We start from the raw sequence: 17,765 nt of genomic DNA, 5'->3' as shown, positions 1-17,765 counted from the left end.
TGCCGCCGGGGCGTTCGGCTATGGATGACGTGAAGTTTCGGAGGACATCAAGTGGGACGACTCTTCGGCACCGACGGCGTGCGCGGTGTGGCCAACGCGGATCTGACGGCCGAGCTCGCGCTCGGACTCTCCGTGGCCGCGGCGCACGTACTCGGTGAGGCGGGCACCTTCGCGGGTCACCGCCCGGTCGCGGTCGTGGGCCGTGACCCGCGGGCCTCGGGCGAGTTCCTGGAGGCCGCGGTCGTCGCGGGGCTTGCGAGCGCCGGTGTCGATGTACTGCGCGTCGGTGTGCTGCCCACCCCCGCGGTGGCGTATCTCACCGGGGCGCTGGGAGCCGACCTCGGCGTGATGCTCTCCGCGAGCCACAACGCCATGCCGGACAACGGCATCAAGTTCCTCGCGCGCGGCGGCCACAAGCTGGACGACGCCCTGGAGGACCGCATCGAGGACGTCTACGAGCAGCACCGCACCGGCGCCCCCTGGGACCGCCCGACCGGTTCCGGCGTCGGCCGCGTGAAGACGTACGAAGAAGGCTCCGACCAGTACGTCGCCCACCTCCTCGGGGTCCTGCCGAACCGGCTCGACGGGCTGAAGATCGTCCTCGACGAGGCGCACGGCGCCGCGTCCCGCGTCTCGCCCGAGGCGTTCAAGAGCGCCGGCGCCGAGGTCGTCACGATCGGCGCCGAGCCCGACGGGCTCAACATCAACGACGGCTGCGGCTCGACCCACCTCGACCTGCTGAAGGCCGCCGTCGTCGAGCACGGCGCCGACTTCGGCATCGCGCACGACGGCGACGCCGACCGCTGCCTCGCCGTGGACCACACCGGCTCCGAGGTCGACGGCGACCAGATCATGGCCGTCATCGCCCTCGCGATGCGCGAGCGCGGCGCCCTGCGCGAGGACACCGTCGTCGCGACCGTCATGTCGAACCTCGGCTTCAAGCTGGCCATGGAGCGCGAGGGCATCACCTGCGTGCAGACCGCGGTCGGTGACCGGTACGTCCTGGAGTCCATGAAGAGCCACGGGTACGCGCTGGGCGGCGAGCAGTCCGGCCACGTCATCGTGCTCGACCACGCGACGACCGGCGACGGCACGCTGACCGGGCTGCTGCTCGCGGCACGGGTCGCGCAGACCGGCCGCAGCCTCCAGGAGCTCGCCTCCGTCATGGAGCGCCTCCCGCAGGTCCTCATCAACGTGCCGGACGTCGACAAGTCCCGCGTGACCACCTCCACCGAGCTGACCACGGCCGTCGCCGACGCCGAGCGCGAGCTGGGCGCCACCGGGCGGGTGCTGCTGCGCTCCTCCGGCACCGAGCCGCTGGTGCGCGTGATGGTCGAGGCCGCCGACATCGAGCAGGCGCGGGCCGTCGCCGGCCGCCTCGCCGACGTCGTGAAGTCGGCGCTGGGCTAACGCTCCGCGATCTTCGCGGCGGTACGTTCCCGCTGTCTCGCCCAGAACGCCTTCTGGGCGAGGAGCGTGAGCGTACCGGCGAGGAGGATGCCCAGCAGGTTCAGCAGGAGCTGCTGCGTGGAGCCCCAGGTCTGCTCCATGTCGCCGTAGCCGAGGGCCACCGCCGCGTTGGCCGCCGCGGGCACCGTGGTCACCGAGATGGCGACCCCGACCAGTGCGCCCGACTTCGCCGAGGTGAGGGAGAGCGTGCCGGCCGCGCCCGCGAGCACGGCGACCACGAACGAGAACCAGTCGGGCGCGTAGACGAAGCCGGTGTTGGGGCGGTCGGCCTCCAGGCGGCCCTCGGTGAACAGGCCGACCGCGTCCATGAAGACGCTGAAGCCCACCGTCACGACCATCGCCGCGCCGAAACCGACGAGCAGCGCGATCAGGGAACGCAGCGCGAGACGCGGGGCACGCTGTACGAGCGCCGTGCAGACACCCGCGAGCGGGCCGAACTCCGGGCCGACCGCCATCGCGCCCACGATCAGGATGGCGTTGTCCAGGACGACGCCGCACGCCGCGATCATCGTGGCGATGACCAGGAACGCCACGTATGTGACGGTGAGTGTCGACTCCTCGTGCGTGACGTCCGTCAGCTGCTCCCACAGCACCGCGTCCGCGCCCTCGCCCGGCGCCTCCCGCTCCGCCCGGTCGGCGTGCCGGGACAGCGACAGGCCGACGGAGTCGACGGCGATCGAACCCGTCCTGTCGATCTCCAGCTTCCGCAGTCCGCCGATGAGCTCGTCACCGGCCTCACGGGCGACGTCGCACAGGACGAGGTCGCCCGCCGGATCACGGGCGGCGCCCGGCAGCACCGCGAGATGAGCGGTGCCGACGGTGCTCTCGATCAGGCGCACCACGGCGTCCGTCCGCTCGGGCGGCGTGATGAGTCGCAGATGCAGCATGCGCGTACCGTAACCGGGCTCAGAGCTTGCGCAGCCGCAGCCGCTGGACCTTGTGGTCGGCTCCCTTGCGGATGACGAGGCCGGCGCGGGCGCGGGTGGGGGCCACGTTCTCCAGGAGGTTGACCTGGTTGATGGTGCTCCAGATCGTGCGCGCGTAGTCCAGCGCCTCCTCCTCCGAGACCTGCGTGTACTTGCGGAAGTACGACGACGGGTCCTGGAAGGCGGTCGCGCGCAGTGTGCGGAACCGGTTGAGGTACCAGCGCTCGATGTCCTCGGCACGCGCGTCCACGTACACGCTGAAGTCGAAGTAGTCGGCGAGGCCGACCCGGGTGCGGCCGTCCTTGCCGGGCAGGGCGGGCTGCAGCACGTTGATGCCCTCGACGATGAGGATGTCGGGGCGGCGCACGGTGAGCTTCTGATCAGGCACGATGTCGTAGATCAGGTGCGAGTAGACGGGGGCCGTCACCTCGTCCTTGCCCGCCTTGATGTCGGCGACGAACCGGGTCAGCGCGCGCCGGTCGTAGGACTCGGGGAAACCCTTGCGCGCCATGAGGCCGCGGGCCTGGAGCTCCTTGGTGGGCAGCAGGAAGCCGTCCGTGGTGACGCGCTCCACGCGCGGGTGCTCGGGCCAGCGCGAGAGCAGCGCCTGGAGGAGGCGGGCGACGGTCGACTTGCCGACCGCCACGGATCCCGCGACGCCTATGACGAAGGGCGTGCCGGACTGGGAGGCCTTCTCGCCGGTGTCGCCGAGGAAGGTGTTCACGGCGGAGCGCAGGCCGTCGGTGGCACCGACGTACAGGTTCAGGAGGCGGGAGAGCGGCAGATAGATGTCGCGGACCTCGTCGAGGTCGATCACGTCGCCGAGACCGCGCAGCCGCTCCACCTCGTAGGCGGTCAGCGGCAGGGGCGTCTTGTCACGCAGGGCACTCCACTCGGTTCGGGTGAGGTCGACGTAGGGAGTCGCCTCCGGCCTGGGCCGGTGGGCGCTCCGGGAGGTCGAGTGCAGGGGCTCGGAGACCGGTGAGATCACAGTCCATTGTTACGGCTGTATGGACGGCGCGGGGGGTGGGGTGCGTCACCCGGACGAGCGAGCGCACTGCCTCCCGCCGATCAACACAGATGGTGCACAGGTATGGACCTGAGGTGAAGGGGGCGATACGTTCCCCAGACCTGTGGGGTTCGGCTGCCGCACGGGACGGGAGGGCAGCGGCGGGAGGGAAGCGTCATGGCCGTACTACGCGTACCGGGCTTCGTGCGACGGCGGGCCGGCGGCGCGCGGGCCTCCGACGACGACTGGGCCGGTCACGTCCGCAGCGAGCTGGCGCTCGAGCTGCCCGACGAGGACATCGGCGAGGACCTCGACGACTGCCTCGACTTCTACGAGATGGGCAGCAAGCCGCGCTGCGAGGAGGTCGAGTACCTGGGGCTCGTCCGGGACGCGCGGGACCGGCTCCTGTGGGGGCGTCAATCCCGGTCCTAGGCTGCCGCCTATGTGTGGAATCGTGGGATACGTAGGTTCTCAGTCCGCCCTCGACGTCGTGCTCGCCGGGCTCAAGCGGCTGGAGTACCGGGGGTACGACTCGGCCGGCGTGGCCGTGATCGCGGACGGGTCGCTGGCCGCCGTGAAGAAGGCCGGCAAGCTGGCCAATCTGGAGAAGGCGCTGGTGGACCGGCCATTGCCGGCCGGCTCCACCGGTATCGGACACACCCGCTGGGCCACCCACGGCGGGCCCACGGACGCGAACGCGCACCCGCATCTGGACAACGCCGGCCGGGTCGCCATCGTCCACAACGGCATCATCGAGAACTTCGCCGCCCTGCGCGCCGAGCTGGCCGACAGCGGGCACGAGCTCGCCTCGGAGACGGACACCGAGGTCGTGGCGCACCTGCTCGCCGACGAGTTCGCCGTCTGCGCGGACCTGGCCTCCTCGATGCGCGCCGTGTGCCGCCGCCTGGAGGGCGCGTTCACGCTGGTCGCGGCGCATGCGGACGTCCCCGACCTGGTCGTGGGGGCGCGCCGGAACTCGCCGCTCGTGGTCGGCGTCGGCGAGGACGAGGCGTTCCTCGCCTCGGACGTCGCGGCGTTCATCGCGCACACCCGCTCCGCGATCGAGCTCGGCCAGGACCAGGTCGTCGAGGTGCGCTGGGACGGGGTGACGGTGACCGACTTCGAGGGGCGGCCCGCCGACGACGACGTACGCCACTACCACGTCGACTGGGACGCGTCCGCCGCAGAGAAGGGCGGCTACGACTACTTCATGCTCAAGGAGATCGCGGAGCAGCCGAAGGCCGTCGCGGACACACTCCTCGGGCGGATCGGCGCCGAGGGGCAGCTGACCCTGGACGAGCTGCGGATTCCCGCGCAGGTCCTGAAGATGGTCGACAAGGTCGTCATCGTGGCGTGCGGCACGGCGTTCCACGCCGGTCTGATCGCCAAGTACGCCATCGAGCACTGGACGCGGATCCCGTGCGAGGTGGAGCTGGCGAGCGAGTTCCGCTACCGGGACCCGATCCTGGACGCCCGTTCGCTGGTCGTCGCGATCTCGCAGTCCGGCGAGACCATGGACACCCTGATGGCGCTGCGCCACGCGCGCGAGCAGGGCGCGACCGTCCTCGCGATCTGCAACACGAACGGTTCGACGATCCCGCGCGAGTCCGACGCCGTCCTGTACACGCACGCGGGTCCGGAGGTCGCGGTCGCCTCGACCAAGGCGTTCCTGACGCAGCTCGTCGCCTGCTATCTGGTGGCGCTGTACCTGGGACAGGTGCGCGGCACCAAATGGGCCGACGAGATCCTCCCGGTCGTACGGGACCTCGCGCGGATCGGCGAGGAGGTCGAACGGGTCCTGGAGACGATGGAGCCGGTGCGGGAGCTGGCCCGTTCGCTGGCCGGGCACGACACGGTGCTGTTCCTGGGCCGGCACGTCGGCTACCCGGTGGCCCTGGAGGGCGCGCTGAAGCTCAAGGAACTGGCGTACATGCACGCGGAGGGGTTCGCCGCCGGGGAGCTGAAGCACGGGCCGATCGCGCTGATCGAGGAGGGCGTGCCGGTGGTGGTCGTCGTCCCGTCACCGCGGGGCCGCTCCGTCCTGCACGACAAGATGGTCTCCAACATCCAGGAGATCCGGGCGCGCGGGGCGCTGACCATCGTGATCGCCGAGGAGGGGGACCGGGCCGTCGTCCCCTACGCCGACCATCTGATCCTGGTGCCGGCCACGCCCACGCTGTTGCAGCCGCTGGTCGCGACGGTGCCGCTGCAGGTCTTCGCGTGCGAGCTGGCGACGGCGCGCGGCAACGAGGTGGACCAGCCGCGGAACCTGGCGAAGTCGGTGACGGTGGAGTGACCTGGCGTCCCGGGGCCGCGCCGTAGGGTGCCCGCATGAGCATCATCGGGGTCGGTATCGACGTGGCCGAGATCGAGCGGTTCGCGGCGTCGCTGGAGCGTACGCCCGGGCTGGCCGAGCGGCTGTTCCTGGAGGGCGAGTTGCTGCTGCCCGGGGGCGAGCGGCGCGGGGTCGCCTCGCTCGCCGCCCGGTTCGCGGCCAAGGAGGCGATCGCCAAGGCGCTGGGCGCGCCGGCCGGGCTGCGGTGGACCGATGCGGAGGTTTTTGTCGAGGAGAGTGGGCAGCCGCGGATGCGGGTCACCGGGACGGTTGCTGCGCGGGCTGCGGAGTTGGGGGTGCGGGGGTTTCATGTGTCGCTCAGCCACGATGCGGGGGTCGCTTCCGCTGTGGTGGTGGCGGAGGGGTAGGCCGGGGTGGGGTGGGGCGGGGGTTCGGGGCGTTGTCGGGTGCGGCCCGGTGGGGGCTGGTCGCGCAGTTCCCCGCGCCCCTCAGGTACGCGCCGTAGCTTCGCGGGTGCGTTGCTGGGTGCGGCGCCGTCGTGGCTGGTCGCGCAGTTCCCCGCGCCCCTGGAGCGTGCGGCTTCGCCGCTGCCCCATGAGATGGCGCACGTAGTGCGCATCTCAGGGGCGCGGGGAACTGCGCGAGAAGCCTCACCGGCGCGCGGGCGGGGAACTGCGCGGCCGGCCCCCACCGGGCCCGCAGCCGCCGGCTACGTGGTGGTGATGGTGTGCCACGCGGAGCGGATCGCCGCGGCTACGTCCTGGGCCGAGACCGGGGCGGACCGGGACGCGTGCCGGGCCGCCAGGCCGTGGACGTAGGCGCCCACCGATGCCGCGTCCACCGGCCGGAGTCCCGCGGCCAGCAGGGAACCGGTCAGGCCCGACAAAACGTCACCGCTGCCGGCCGTGGCGAGCCAGGGCGTACCCGTGGGGTTCACGCGGACCGGGGCACCGTCCCCGTCCGGCGACGCCACCAGGGTCGTCGAACCCTTGAGCAGCACAGTCGCCCCGTACCGCGCCGCCAACTCCCGTACAGAGGCGAGCCGTTCGGCCTCGACGCGGGCCCGGTCGCAACCGAGCAGCGCCGCCGCCTCCCCGGCGTGCGGGGTGAGAACCGTGGGCGCCGTACGCCCCCGTACCGCCTCCACGTCCGCGAGCCGCAGACCGTCCGCGTCGATGAGGACCGGGACGTCCGACGCCAGGACGTCCGAGAGACCCGCCGCGTCGTCGCCCAGGCCGGGGCCGATCACCCACGCCTGGACGCGGCCCGCCTTCGAGGGCGGGCCCGCCGACACCAGCGTCTCCGGGAAACGGGCCAGCACGGAGTCCGCGGCCGGGCCGACGTAGCGGACCGCTCCCGCGCCGCCGTGCAGCGCTCCGGCCGTGGCGAGGACCGCCGCGCCCGGGTAGCGCGCGGAGCCCGCGACGACGCCGACCACACCGCGCTGATACTTGTCGCTCTCGCCGGTGGGCCGCGGCAGCAGCGCCGCCACATCGTCGTGTTGCAGCGCCTCCAACTCCGGGCGGGGAGAGGCCGATTCGAGGCCGATGTCGACCAGGCGGAGCGCCCCCGCGTACTCGTGCGCCGGGTCGACGAGCAGCCCCGGCTTGTACGCGCCGAACGTGACCGTCGCGTCCGCCCGTACGGCGTCGCCGTGCACCTCGCCGGTGTCCGCGTCGACCCCGCTGGGCAGGTCCACGGCGACGACCCGGCACCCCGACTCCGCTGCCAGCGACGCCAGCCGGGCCGCGCGCGGGCGCAGGCCGCCCTTGCCGCCGATGCCCACGATGCCGTCGAGGACGAGATCGGCCCGGGCGACGGCGCGCTCGGCGGCGTCGGACCCGGCCTCGGACTCCGCATCTGACTCCGCGTCGAGGACCGTGCCGCCCGCCGCCCGCAACGCCGCGAGGCCCCCCGCGTGGGTCCGCTCCGGCGACAGGAGCAGCGCCGTCACGCCCGCGCCGCGCCGCGCCAGCCGGGCGCCCGCGTACAGGGCGTCGCCGCCGTTGTCCCCGGAGCCGGTCAGCAGGGCGACCCGCTTCCCGTAGACCTTGCCGAGCAGATCGGCGCAGGAGGCGGCGAGCCCCGCCGCGGCCCGCTGCATCAGTGCTCCGTCGGGCAGCCGCGCCATCAGCGCGCGTTCGGCGGCCCGGATGGTCTCCACGTCGTAAGCAGTGCGCATGTCATCGAGTGTCCCCCAGGAGGTGGGTGCGCAGCAGCTCGGCCGTCTCGGCGGGGTGCGTGGACCAGCCGTTGTGCGCGCCGGGGAACGCCACCAGGGGCAGCCCGAGACGGTCGGCGATGAGCGCTGCCGGGCGGCAGGGGAGATGGCCCCGCGTGCCCGTGCCGGCCGCCAGGGTCAGACGGCCGGAAACCGTCGCGAGGGCGTCGAGATCAGGGACGTACGCCGCGAAGCTGCGGTGCTCGTACCGGAGGGCGAGGGGCGCGTTGGCGAGCAGCCGCGCGCGCATGGCCCGGGTGTGTTCCGGGAGCGGGTCCCCGGGCGCCACCGGTTCCGGCGCCGGCAGCAGCACCGGTCCGACACCCCGCAGGAAACGCTCGCCCGCCGCCGCCAGTCCCTCGGCCAGGAACGTGTCGTGGACGTCCTGGAAGAACGCCAGCTGCTCCGCGGCGTCCGGCAGCACGCTCCACGACGGCGGCTCGTGCGCCAGCGCCCCGCGCAGCCGATCCGGGTGGCGGGCCAGCAGGTCGAGGGTGACGATCGCGCCGCTGGACGCCCCGGCCACGTACGCCGGTTCGCCGGGTGCGACCGCGTCAAGCAGGCGCAGGGCGTCGTCCGCGTGGACGTCGACCCGCTGCTCGCCGGGAGGGCCGTCCAGGGTGCTGCGCGAGTAGCCGCGCGGATCGTGCGTGAGCACCGTGAACGTGTCGGCCAGCGCGTCGGCGACCGCGTCGAGGACCGCCGCGTCACCGCCCGCGCCGGGCAGCAGGAGGAGGGGCGGGCCCTCGCCCCTGGTCTCGTGGTGGAGCGTCGCGCCCGGAACGCGGAGCCGGTTCGCGACGATCAACGGTTCGCCTCCTTGGGCCAGTTGGTGAGAGCCATGTGCAGGGCCTGTACCGCGCCCGCCCAGCTCGCTCCCGCCTCCCGCTGGTGGCGGAAGCCTCCCGCGAGTTCGATGCTGACGAAGCCGTGGAACGTACTGCGGAGCAGCCGGCCCGCGTCGGTCAGCTCCGGTTCGGCCAGGTCGTAGCCCTGGAGCAGCGCGTACGTACAGGTGAGATTGCGGCGCAGGGCCGGGTGGTCGTCGTAGACGGACGGGTCGAGTTCCTGCTGCTGGGTCGCCGCGTACCGGCCGGGGTGGGCGAGCGCGAAGCCGCGGTAGGCGTCGGCGAAGGCGACGAGCGCGTCGCGGCCGGCCCGGCCCGCGAGCGCGTCCGCGATCCGGTCGGCGAGGTCGAGACCGGCCAGGATCGCGACCCGCACGCGCAGTTCGGACAGGTTCTTGACGTGCGCGTACAGGCTCGCGTCCTTCACGCCGAAGCCGCGGGCGAGCGCCGCGACGGTGATGTGCTCGAAGCCGACGGAGTCCGCGAGGTCGGCCGCGGCCGCCACCACCCGCTCCGTGGTCAGGCCCGCTCTGGCCATCATGAGCACTCCCTCCCTTCCCTCTATAGGGCCATTAGGTGTTTGCCTAGGGTACCTAGGTTCGGGCGGGTGATCAACGAAGCCGAAGGCTTGTCGGACCGCTCTGAGAGACTGGGCGCACGATGAACGAGAACGTGACAGCCCCGCTCCGGGCCCGCGCCGAGATCGACCTCGGCGCCCTGAAGGCCAATGTGCGGTCCCTGCGCGCCCACGCGCCGGGGGCCGCGTTCATGGCCGTCGTGAAGGCGGACGCGTACGGGCACGGCATGATCCCGGTGGCCCGCGCGGCCAAGGAGGCGGGCGCCGAGTGGATCGGCGCCGCCACCGCCGAGGAGGCCCTGGAGCTGCGGGCCGCGGGCCTGCCCGGGCGCATCATGTGCTGGCTGTGGGTGCCCGGCGGGCCCTGGCGCGAGGGCGTCGAGGCCGATCTGGACATGTCGGTGAGCGGGCTGTGGGCCCTGCGCGAAGTCACCGCGGCGGCGCGGTCGCTGGGCCGCACGGCCCGGATCCAGCTGAAGGCCGACACCGGCCTCGGGCGTAACGGATGCCTGCCCGCCGACTGGCCCGAGCTGGTGCGCGAAGCCCTCGCGGCGCAGGAGGCGGGCCTCGTCACGGTCACCGGCCTGTGGTCGCACTTCGCCTGCGCCGACGAGCCGGGGCACCCCTCCATCGCGCCGCAGCTGGAGTGCTTCCGCGAGATGGTCGCGTACGCGGAAGGGCAGGGCGTCACCCCGGAGGTGCGCCACATCGCGAACTCGCCGGGCACGCTCACGCTCCCCGAGACCCACTTCGACCTCGTCCGCCCCGGCATCGCCATGTACGGCATCTCGCCCGGCCCCGAGCTCGGCACGCCCGCCGACTTCGGACTGCGCCCCGTGATGACGCTCAAGGCGAACCTCGCGCTCGTGAAGCACGCGCCGGGTGGACTCGGCGTCAGTTACGGGCATCACTACGTCACACCGGGCGAGACGACCCTCGGTCTCGTACCGCTCGGTTACGGGGACGGCATCCCGCGGCACGCCTCCGGTACGGGCCCGGTCCTGATCGGCGGCAAGCGGCGCACGGTCGCGGGGCGGATCGCGATGGACCAGTTCGTCGTCGACCTCGGCGGTGACGAGCCGGCCGCGGGCGACGAGGCGGTGCTGTTCGGGCCGGGCGACGCGGGCGAGCCGACCGCCCAGGACTGGGCGGCGGCGGCGGGCACGATCGCGTACGAGATCGTGACGCGGATCGGTTCCCGGGTACCGCGTGTCTACGTGGAGGAAGGGTCCGCGTCTACGTAGACGCGGGCGGCGCCGGGCGGCGTCGGGTACGGCCGGGTGGACGGACAGGGCGGGACCGAGCGGCACCGGGCAGGACCGGGCGGCACGGGGCAGGGCCGGACAGGAACACGCGGCATCGGACAGGACACGCGGGACCAGGAGGAGCGGGCACGTGAGCGAGAGAAGCGCACAGGCCACGGCGGCGGTCGCCGAGGCGGCCGGTGAGGCCGCCGCGGGGAGCTGGCGGCGTGCCGGTCTCGCCGGGGCCGCGATAGGCGTGGTGGCCGCGGGTGCCGCCGCCGGTGTCGCCGTCGAGCGCCTCACCGTGGGGCGCGGCATGCGCCGCAGGGCCCGCCTGGCGCTCGACGCCTCCGGCCCCTACGGCTCGCTGCGCGGCGTCCCCGGCCGGGCCCGCGCGGCCGACGGCACCGAGCTGTACTACGAGGTCGACGAGGCCGAGCCGGACAGCGGCGACGGCACGCGCAGACGCAGGCTGTTCGGCCGCAGGGCCCCGGCCCCCGTCACCGTCGTCTTCAGCCACGGCTACTGCCTCAACCAGGACTCCTGGCACTTCCAGCGCGCGGCCCTGCGCGGTGTCGTGCGCTGCGTGTACTGGGACCAGCGCAGCCACGGCCGGTCCGAGCGCGGCCAGGAGCAGAACCCGGAGACCGGGGACGGCACGCCCGTCTCCATCGACCGGCTCGGCGACGACCTCAAGGCGGTCATCGACGCGGCCGCGCCCGAGGGCCCGATCGTCCTTGTCGGCCACTCGATGGGCGGCATGACCGTGATGGCGCTGGCCGACCGGTGCCCCGAGCTGATCCGTGACCGCGTCGTGGGCGTGGCGCTGGTGGGCACGTCGTCGGGGAAGCTCGGCGAGGTGAACTACGGGCTGCCGGTGGCCGGGATGAACGCGGTGCGCCGGGTGCTGCCCGGCCTGCTCAAAGCGCTCGGGCAGCGGGCCGACCTCGTCGAGCGCGGGCGGCGCGCGACGGCGGATCTGTTCGCCGGGATCATCAAGCGGTACTCGTTCGCGACGCGGGACGTGGACCCGGCGATCGCCCGGTTCGCCGAGCGGATGATCGAGGGCACGCCGATCGACGTGGTCGCCGAGTTCTATCCGGCGTTCCAGGAGCACGACAAGACGGTCGCCCTGACGCGCTTCGTGGAGCTGCCCGTCCTGGTGCTCGCCGGGGAGCAGGACCTGGTGACGCCGAGCGAGCACAGCGAGGCGATCGCGGCGCTGCTCCCCGACGCCGAGTTCGTGCTCGTGCCGGACGCCGGGCACCTGGTGATGCTGGAGCACCCCGAGGTCGTCACGGACCGCCTCGCGGACCTGCTGGCCCGCGCGGGAGTGGGTCCGGCAGCCGCTACCGTGGGGATTCATGGAGACACCGGCAGCACCGCACAGCCCGGCGGCTGATCCCGCCACCCTCGTCACGACCGTCACCGTCACGGTCAACTCCCCGGATCTGATGCGGGAGTTGGGACTCGCCCTGGCCAAGCAACTGCGCCCGGGCGACCTCGTGATGCTCACCGGGGAGCTGGGCGCGGGCAAGACGACGCTGACCCGCGGGCTCGGCGAGGGGCTCGGCGTGCGCGGCGCCGTGACCTCGCCGACCTTCGTGATCGCCCGCGTGCACCCGCCCCTCGCCGACGGCCCGGCCCTGGTGCACGTCGACGCGTACCGGCTCGGCGGGGGCCTCGACGAGATGGAGGACCTCGACCTCGACGTGTCCCTGCCGGACTCGGTCGTCGTCGTGGAGTGGGGCGACGGCAAGGTCGAGGAGCTCTCCGACGACCGGCTGCACGTGCTGATCGACCGGGCGACCGGCGACACCACGGACGAGGTGCGCGTCGTGACGCTGAACGGCATCGGGGAGCGCTGGAGCCGGGCCGACCTGGGGTCCCTGACCGGCTGAGACATCCGGATCCACCCGGATCCACCCGGATCCACCCGGATCCACCCGGATCCACCCGGATCCACCCGGATCCAGGCCGCGCCGCACGTGTCGCCCCCGTATCCCGACAACGCGTCGGCAAAATGTTGCGCGGCGCACGTTCGGCGTGTTCACATGGAGACCGGACTTAGTTAGGTCTACCTAACCACGCCTGCTCGGGAGGCGCTCATGTCGGCTTCGGAACGTGTCGTGCGGCGTGCTGAGCCCTCTTCGGGGCAGGACGTGGCCCACGGGGTGTCGATGGGAGATCTGCTGGCGTCCTGCGCGGCGGCGCGGGCGGTTTCGACCCCGCCCCGGCAGGGCGGCGCCGAGCGCGAGCACCCACGTACGACGGTTCACGGCTACGAGGAAGAAGCGGGTCCGCGCTGCGCGTAGCGCCACATCGGCAGGTGCGGATCAGGGAACGACGACGACCTTCTGGCCGTGCGTCGCGAACTGCCACATCGCCGTACCGTCGGCCCGCGACTCCCGGATACCGCCGGTCTTCTTCGACGCGTCCGGCGACGGCGTGGAGCCGTCGACCGCCGCGCTGAACCCGACCGGCACCCCGCCCGAGCTCGCGAACAGCACGACGTGCTCGATCGGCACCCCGTCGGTTCCCGTGATGGCACCGGAGCGTGTGGTCACCGCGTACTTGCCCGGCGTCGGGTCCACCGTGCCCGGCGTCACCTCGAACGTCCGCTGCGTCTTGCCGTCCGCCCCGACCAGCCAGACCCGGTCGGCGCCCAGGGCGTAGACGACGCGCTCGCCCGCGCCGGACTGCGCGGGCAGCCCCGCCTCTTCCGTCTTGTCCTTGCCCTTGTCCTTGGGGGAGCGGGACGAGGAGGCGGAGGGAGAGGCGTCGGCGTTCGGCTTGCCGAGGTCCGCCGGTGCGCTCGCCGAAGCCTGGTACGCGAGGAAGCCGACCGCGGCGAGCGCGCCCGCGGTCAGCGCGGTCACGAATCCGGTGCTGCTCCGTGCCACCAGGTGCCTGCCTCTCATGTACGCATGTACTTATGTACGCCTGTACGACGCCAGTGACGGCTCTGAGTGACGTTAGCAGCCGGGGCACCGCGGCCCCCGATGCCGACAGTGGGACATGTCCGCACTGTCGGAGCCGTAGGCTGTTTGCGTGCTGTTGCTCGCCGTGGATACCGCCACCCCCGCCGTCACCGTCGCCCTGCACGACGGGACGGCCACCGTCGCCGAGTCGAGTCAGGTCGACGCCCGCAGACACGGAGAGCTGCTGCTCCCCGCCGTCGACCGGGTGCTCGCCGAGGCCGGCCTGGCACTCGACGCCGTCACCGGGATCGTCGTGGGCATCGGCCCGGGACCGTACACCGGACTGCGCGTCGGCCTGATGACCGCCGACACCTTCGGGCTCGCGCTCGACGTCCCCGTGCACGGGGTGTGCACGCTGGACGGCCTCGCGTACGCCGCCGAAGGCATCGAGGGCCCCTTCGTGGTGGCCACCGACGCGCGGCGCAAGGAGGTCTACTGGGCGCGCTACGCGGACCCGCGCACCCGGGTCACCGAAGCCGCCGTCGACCGGCCCGCGGACATCGCCGAGGCCGTCGCCGGTCTGCCCGCGGTCGGGGCGGGCGCGCTGCTCTACCCCGAGACGTTCACGGACCCGCGCGGTCCGCAGCACGTGTCCGCCGCCGCGCTCGCCGCCCTCGCCGCGGAGAAGCTCGCCGCCGGCGAGGAACTCCCGGAGCCGCGGCCCCTCTACCTGCGCCGCCCGGACGCCCAGGTCCCCAAGAACTACAAGGTGGTCACCCCGAAGTGACTCCGACGGCGGAACTGCGCGAGATGCGCTGGTGGGACATCGATCCCGTGCTCGTCCTGGAGAAGGAGCTCTTCCCGGACGACGCCTGGTCGCGCGGCATGTTCTGGTCCGAGCTCGCCCACGCGCGCGGAGTCGGTTCGACGCGGCGCTACGTCGTCGCGTACGAGGGCGACCGGCTCGTCGGCTACGGCGGGCTCGCCGCCTCCGGAACCTCCTCCGACGGCGGCTCCGCCGACGGCGCCGACGTGCAGACCATCGCCGTCGCCCGCGACCACTGGGGCACCGGGCTCGGCGCCCGGCTCCTCACCGAACTGCTGCGGCACGCCACCGCCTTCGAGGTCGCCGAGGTGATGCTCGAGGTGCGCGTCGACAACACGCGGGCGCAGAAGCTCTACGAGCGTTTCGGCTTCGAGCCGATCGGCTTCCGCCGCGGCTACTACCAGCCGGGCAACGTGGACGCCCTCGTGATGCGCCTGACCACCACCCAAGAGCCCGTACCGGCAACCCCCGTACCAGTGAGCGAAGAGAAGAACCAGAACCATGGCTGACGAACCGCTCGTCCTCGGCATCGAGACCTCCTGCGACGAGACCGGCGTCGGCATCGTCCGCGGCACCACCCTGCTCGCCGACGCCGTCGCCTCCAGCGTCGACGAGCACGCCCGCTTCGGCGGCGTCGTGCCCGAGGTCGCCTCCCGCGCGCACCTCGAGGCGATGGTCCCGACGATCCGGCGGGCCCTGAAGGACGCGGGCGTCACCGCGAAGGACCTCGACGGGATCGCCGTCACCGCGGGCCCCGGCCTCGCGGGCGCCCTGCTCGTCGGAGTGAGCGCCGCGAAGGCGTACGCGTACGCCCTCGGCAAGCCGCTCTACGGCGTCAACCACCTGGCCTCGCACATCTGCGTCGACCAGCTGGAGCACGGCGCGCTCCCCGAGCCGACGATGGCGCTCCTCGTCTCCGGCGGCCACTCCTCGCTGCTGCTCTCCAGTGACATCACCTCCGACGTACGGCCGCTCGGCGCGACCATCGACGACGCGGCGGGCGAGGCGTTCGACAAGATCGCGCGCGTGCTGAACCTCGGCTTCCCCGGCGGCCCCGTCATCGACCGGTACGCGAAGGAGGGCGACCCGAAGGCGATCGCCTTCCCGCGCGGACTGACGGGCCCGCGCGACGCGGCGTACGACTTCTCCTTCTCCGGCCTCAAGACGGCCGTGGCCCGCTGGATCGAGGCCAAGCGGGCGGCCGGCGAGGAGGTGCCGGTGCGTGACGTGTCGGCGTCCTTCCAGGAGGCGGTCGTCGACGTGCTGACCCGCAAGGCGGTACGCGCCTGCAAGGACGAGGGCGTCGACCACCTCATGATCGGCGGCGGTGTGGCCGCCAACTCGCGGCTGCGGGCGCTGGCCCAGGAGCGCTGCGAGCGGGCCGGGATCCGGCTGCGTGTGCCGCGCCCCAAGCTGTGCACGGACAACGGCGCGATGGTCGCCGCGCTCGGCGCCGAGATGGTGGCCAGGAACCGCCGGCCCTCGTCCTGGGACCTCTCCGCGGACTCCTCGCTGCCTGTGACGGAGCCGCACGTGCCCGGCCACGACGGTCATCATGGCCACGACCATGTGCACGAGGTCAGCAAGGAGAACCTGTACTCGTGAGCGTCGCGCTGATGTGGGAGGCCCGGGCCGTCGAGGGCCGCGGCGCGGACCTGCTGGACTGGGTGCGGGCGCAGGTCCTGGAGCGGGAGCCGGTACGCCGCGAGACGCTCCGCGCCCCGCAGGACCGGGTTCTCGTGATCACATGGTGGGACGCGGAGTTCGACGCCGTGCTGCCCGAATTGCCCGAGCCAGGGGCCGAGTTGGTGACGCGGACCGTGCACAGGTGGCGTTTCGAGTCGGCCGAGAACTGATGGCCGGCTGGGAACCGATGGCCGGCTGAGAACCGATGGTCGAGTGAGAACCGACTGAGATTTCCGAAAATCATCCGCCAAGTGGTTTACCGTTGTAATAATTCGGACTTATGTTCCCTCTGTGACTGAGCAGAAACGTTTCCGGACACGTGCGGTGAAGGCGGTGGCGATCGTCTTCGGCTGCGTCCTCGTGCTCGGAGGGGCGGGGGCCGGCTGGCTCTACTGGCACCTCGACCACAACATACGCAGCGTCGACATCGACAGCGCCCTCGGCGACGACCGCCCGGCCCGGCCGGTGGCGGCCGCCTCGCCCTCGGCCTCGCCGCCCTCGGAGCCGGTCGACAAGGGCGTCCTCAACCTCCTTGTCCTGGGCTCCGATTCACGCTCCGGCAAGGAGAACAAGGCGCTCGGCGGCGGTGACAGCGGCGGGGCCCGCTCGGACACCGCGATGGTCGTGCACCTCGACGCGGGCCGCACCGGGGCGACGGTGGTGAGCATCCCCCGGGACACCCTCGTCGAACGCCCCTCCTGCCCGACGGAGTCCGGCGGCACGACCGCGGTCGCGTACAACGTGATGTTCAACAGCGCCTATGCGCTGGGCGGTCCGGTCTGCGCGGTGAAGACGGTCGAGCAGCTCACCGGGGTCCGTATGGACCACTACCTGGAGGTCGACTTCGCGGGCTTCGCGAAGCTCGTGGACGCGCTCGGCGGCGTGGACGTCACCACGGCCGAGGACATCGACGACGACCTCAGCCACCTGCACCTGAAGGCAGGCGAGCACCACCTCGACGGTGAGGGCGCCCTCGCCTTCGCCCGTACCCGGCACGGCGTCGGCGACGGCAGCGACCTGGGCCGCATCAAGCTCCAGCAGCAGCTGGTGAAGGCGCTGATGGGCAAGGTCTCGGCCGACGGCCTGCTGACCGACCCGGCCCGCCTCTACAAGGTCGCCGACGCGGCCACCGGCAGCCTCGTCGCCGACACCGGACTCGACTCGCTCTCCGAACTGACCGGCCTGGCGCGGAGCGTGGACGAGCTGCCCGCGGACGCCGTGAAGACCGTGGTGATGCCGGTGGTGCAGGCGCCCTCCGACGCGAACCGGGTGGTGGCGGACGAGCCGGAGGCGGGGAAGCTGTGGGAGTCGCTGCGGTGACCGCGGGCGCGGGCGCCGCTCGTCACTTCGTGTACGTCAACAGGTAGCGCCAGAACAGCAGTTGACGCAGCTCGCTGCCGGGCAGCAGCCGCGCCGACTCCGCGCGGAGCCGCGGCAGCGTCATCTCCGGCTGCCGGACGGGCGCCTTGCGCGGCGGCGTACGGATGCCGCGGGCGCGCTCGGTGCCGTACACCGCCACGCGGGCCACCGCGTTCACCGGTACCGCGGCCAAATCCCGGTATGTGTGGCCCGCGTAGCAGCCGAGGACGAGGAGACGGCCGCCCGGCGCGAGCGCGTCGCGGAAGCGGGTCAGCGTGGCGAACGGCATGTGGTGCAGGCTGGCCAGGCAGGTGATGACGTCGTAGTGCGCGGCCGGGAGCTCGACCCCGGCGGCGTCCGCGAGGCGGTAGCGCGGGCCGCC

20 protein-coding genes are annotated in these 17,765 nt (G+C 72.7%); 13 read left to right on the top strand and 7 right to left on the bottom strand.

Annotated elements, in window-relative coordinates:
• Nucleotides 1–51: 51 nt before the first annotated feature.
• Nucleotides 52–1,410, top strand: coding sequence for a phosphoglucosamine mutase (gene glmM, locus ABD366_RS02650; protein WP_324767607.1), 1,359 nt, complete (start codon nucleotides 52–54; stop codon nucleotides 1,408–1,410).
• On the opposite strand, the gene ABD366_RS02645 is transcribed toward glmM, so the two are convergent.
• Nucleotides 1,407–2,357, bottom strand: coding sequence for a DUF389 domain-containing protein (locus ABD366_RS02645; RefSeq protein ID WP_324767605.1), 951 nt, complete (start codon nucleotides 2,355–2,357; stop codon nucleotides 1,407–1,409). The two genes, glmM and ABD366_RS02645, sit on opposite strands and share 4 nt — an antisense overlap.
• A 19-nt stretch (nucleotides 2,358–2,376) precedes the next feature.
• Complete coding sequence (gene coaA / locus ABD366_RS02640; RefSeq protein ID WP_324767604.1) at nucleotides 2,377–3,387, bottom strand: type I pantothenate kinase; 1,011 nt, start codon at nucleotides 3,385–3,387, stop codon at nucleotides 2,377–2,379.
• Between the two features lie 195 nt (nucleotides 3,388–3,582).
• Here coaA and ABD366_RS02635 point away from each other — a divergent pair, with 195 nt between their 5' ends.
• Genes ABD366_RS02635 through ABD366_RS02625 form a run of 3 tightly spaced genes read left to right on the top strand, consistent with a single transcriptional unit; the run spans nucleotide 3,583 to nucleotide 6,108 of the window.
• A complete protein-coding gene (locus ABD366_RS02635; protein ID WP_324767602.1) occupies nucleotides 3,583–3,837 on the top strand; it encodes a hypothetical protein in 255 nt (84 codons plus the stop codon).
• 10 nt (nucleotides 3,838–3,847) lie between these two features.
• Nucleotides 3,848–5,701, top strand: a complete 1,854-nt coding sequence (glmS, locus tag ABD366_RS02630; RefSeq protein ID WP_324767601.1) for a glutamine--fructose-6-phosphate transaminase (isomerizing) — start codon at nucleotides 3,848–3,850, stop codon at nucleotides 5,699–5,701.
• 35 nt (nucleotides 5,702–5,736) lie between these two features.
• The gene (locus ABD366_RS02625; protein WP_324767600.1) at nucleotides 5,737–6,108 is read left to right on the top strand and encodes a holo-ACP synthase; all 372 of its coding nucleotides are present in this window, start codon (nucleotides 5,737–5,739) and stop codon (nucleotides 6,106–6,108) included.
• Between the two features lie 302 nt (nucleotides 6,109–6,410).
• Here the strand turns inward: ABD366_RS02625 and ABD366_RS02620 are convergent, their stop codons facing one another.
• From ABD366_RS02620 to ABD366_RS02610, 3 genes are read right to left on the bottom strand one after another with little or no spacing between them, the layout of a single operon-like run.
• Nucleotides 6,411–7,883: an NAD(P)H-hydrate dehydratase gene (locus ABD366_RS02620; RefSeq protein ID WP_324767599.1), complete on the bottom strand. Its 1,473-nt coding sequence runs from the start codon at nucleotides 7,881–7,883 to the stop codon at nucleotides 6,411–6,413.
• Nucleotide 7,884: 1 nt separating this feature from the next.
• A complete protein-coding gene (locus ABD366_RS02615) occupies nucleotides 7,885–8,730 on the bottom strand; it encodes an alpha/beta fold hydrolase (RefSeq protein WP_324767598.1) in 846 nt (281 codons plus the stop codon).
• Nucleotides 8,727–9,308 (bottom strand): TetR-like C-terminal domain-containing protein, encoded by a 582-nt coding sequence (locus tag ABD366_RS02610; protein ID WP_324767614.1) that lies wholly within the window; start codon nucleotides 9,306–9,308, stop codon nucleotides 8,727–8,729. The genes ABD366_RS02615 and ABD366_RS02610 overlap by 4 nt, the downstream gene beginning before the upstream one ends.
• 122 nt (nucleotides 9,309–9,430) lie before the next feature.
• Here ABD366_RS02610 and alr point away from each other — a divergent pair, with 122 nt between their 5' ends.
• The 4 genes from alr (at nucleotide 9,431) to ABD366_RS02590 (ending at nucleotide 12,906) form a co-directional block, all read left to right on the top strand.
• Nucleotides 9,431–10,591 (top strand): alanine racemase, encoded by a 1,161-nt coding sequence (gene alr, locus ABD366_RS02605; RefSeq protein ID WP_324767597.1) that lies wholly within the window; start codon nucleotides 9,431–9,433, stop codon nucleotides 10,589–10,591.
• A gap of 151 nt (nucleotides 10,592–10,742) precedes the next feature.
• Nucleotides 10,743–11,993 (top strand): alpha/beta fold hydrolase, encoded by a 1,251-nt coding sequence (locus tag ABD366_RS02600; protein WP_344441002.1) that lies wholly within the window; start codon nucleotides 10,743–10,745, stop codon nucleotides 11,991–11,993.
• Entirely contained in the window at nucleotides 11,956–12,492 is a 537-nt protein-coding gene (gene tsaE, locus ABD366_RS02595) for a tRNA (adenosine(37)-N6)-threonylcarbamoyltransferase complex ATPase subunit type 1 TsaE (RefSeq protein WP_324770193.1), read from the top strand. Before ABD366_RS02600 ends, tsaE begins: the two co-directional genes overlap by 38 nt.
• Nucleotides 12,493–12,699: 207 nt before the next feature.
• Complete coding sequence (locus ABD366_RS02590; RefSeq protein ID WP_324770195.1) at nucleotides 12,700–12,906, top strand: hypothetical protein; 207 nt, start codon at nucleotides 12,700–12,702, stop codon at nucleotides 12,904–12,906.
• A 21-nt stretch (nucleotides 12,907–12,927) separates the two neighbouring features.
• Here ABD366_RS02590 and ABD366_RS02585 read toward each other — a convergent pair whose 3' ends face one another.
• Nucleotides 12,928–13,512 carry a hypothetical protein gene (locus ABD366_RS02585; RefSeq protein ID WP_324770196.1) on the bottom strand — a complete coding sequence of 195 codons (585 nt, stop codon included), beginning with the start codon at nucleotides 13,510–13,512 and terminating at the stop codon, nucleotides 12,928–12,930.
• 130 nt (nucleotides 13,513–13,642) lie between these two features.
• Between ABD366_RS02585 and tsaB the strand changes: the two genes are divergently transcribed.
• The 5 genes from tsaB to ABD366_RS02560 all read left to right on the top strand — a co-directional run bounded on the left by tsaB (nucleotide 13,643) and on the right by ABD366_RS02560 (nucleotide 17,344).
• Nucleotides 13,643–14,299, top strand: a complete 657-nt coding sequence (gene tsaB, locus ABD366_RS02580; RefSeq protein WP_324770197.1) for a tRNA (adenosine(37)-N6)-threonylcarbamoyltransferase complex dimerization subunit type 1 TsaB — start codon at nucleotides 13,643–13,645, stop codon at nucleotides 14,297–14,299.
• Between the two features lie 23 nt (nucleotides 14,300–14,322).
• Nucleotides 14,323–14,847 (top strand): ribosomal protein S18-alanine N-acetyltransferase, encoded by a 525-nt coding sequence (rimI, locus tag ABD366_RS02575; protein WP_324770201.1) that lies wholly within the window; start codon nucleotides 14,323–14,325, stop codon nucleotides 14,845–14,847.
• Nucleotides 14,840–15,943, top strand: coding sequence for a tRNA (adenosine(37)-N6)-threonylcarbamoyltransferase complex transferase subunit TsaD (gene tsaD, locus ABD366_RS02570; RefSeq protein WP_324770198.1), 1,104 nt, complete (start codon nucleotides 14,840–14,842; stop codon nucleotides 15,941–15,943). Before rimI ends, tsaD begins: the two co-directional genes overlap by 8 nt.
• Entirely contained in the window at nucleotides 15,940–16,194 is a 255-nt protein-coding gene (locus ABD366_RS02565) for a hypothetical protein (protein ID WP_324770199.1), read from the top strand. Before tsaD ends, ABD366_RS02565 begins: the two co-directional genes overlap by 4 nt.
• 121 nt (nucleotides 16,195–16,315) lie before the next feature.
• Nucleotides 16,316–17,344 carry an LCP family protein gene (locus ABD366_RS02560; protein ID WP_411293740.1) on the top strand — a complete coding sequence of 343 codons (1,029 nt, stop codon included), beginning with the start codon at nucleotides 16,316–16,318 and terminating at the stop codon, nucleotides 17,342–17,344.
• A 22-nt stretch (nucleotides 17,345–17,366) separates the two neighbouring features.
• Here the strand turns inward: ABD366_RS02560 and ABD366_RS02555 are convergent.
• On the bottom strand, nucleotides 17,367–17,765 hold a 399-nt coding region (locus tag ABD366_RS02555), incomplete at its 5' end, for a class I SAM-dependent methyltransferase (RefSeq protein WP_344440997.1).

Origin of the sequence: Streptomyces kunmingensis (assembly GCF_039533535.1) — a bacterium.
In the GTDB taxonomy this organism is placed as follows: domain Bacteria; phylum Actinomycetota; class Actinomycetes; order Streptomycetales; family Streptomycetaceae; genus Streptomyces; species Streptomyces kunmingensis.
The sequence above is the reverse complement of the archived record's forward strand: the minus strand, read 5'-3'. Positions and strand labels throughout refer to the sequence as shown.

Bases quoted from the DNA above. Each gene is read 5' to 3' on its own strand.
- ABD366_RS02585 (WP_324770196.1), bottom strand. From the start codon at position 13,512: ATGAGAGGCAGGCACCTGGTGGCACGGAGCAGCACCGGATTCGTGACC.
- tsaE (WP_324770193.1), top strand. From the start codon at position 11,956: ATGGAGACACCGGCAGCACCGCACAGCCCGGCGGCTGATCCCGCCACC.
- alr (WP_324767597.1), top strand. From the start codon at position 9,431: ATGAACGAGAACGTGACAGCCCCGCTCCGGGCCCGCGCCGAGATCGAC.
- rimI (WP_324770201.1), top strand. From the start codon at position 14,323: ATGCGCTGGTGGGACATCGATCCCGTGCTCGTCCTGGAGAAGGAGCTC.
- ABD366_RS02610 (WP_324767614.1), bottom strand. From the start codon at position 9,308: ATGGCCAGAGCGGGCCTGACCACGGAGCGGGTGGTGGCGGCCGCGGCC.
- glmS (WP_324767601.1), top strand. From the start codon at position 3,848: ATGTGTGGAATCGTGGGATACGTAGGTTCTCAGTCCGCCCTCGACGTC.
- tsaD (WP_324770198.1), top strand. From the start codon at position 14,840: ATGGCTGACGAACCGCTCGTCCTCGGCATCGAGACCTCCTGCGACGAG.
- ABD366_RS02590 (WP_324770195.1), top strand. From the start codon at position 12,700: ATGTCGGCTTCGGAACGTGTCGTGCGGCGTGCTGAGCCCTCTTCGGGG.
- ABD366_RS02625 (WP_324767600.1), top strand. From the start codon at position 5,737: ATGAGCATCATCGGGGTCGGTATCGACGTGGCCGAGATCGAGCGGTTC.
- ABD366_RS02645 (WP_324767605.1), bottom strand. From the start codon at position 2,357: ATGCTGCATCTGCGACTCATCACGCCGCCCGAGCGGACGGACGCCGTG.
- ABD366_RS02635 (WP_324767602.1), top strand. From the start codon at position 3,583: ATGGCCGTACTACGCGTACCGGGCTTCGTGCGACGGCGGGCCGGCGGC.
- ABD366_RS02620 (WP_324767599.1), bottom strand. From the start codon at position 7,883: ATGCGCACTGCTTACGACGTGGAGACCATCCGGGCCGCCGAACGCGCG.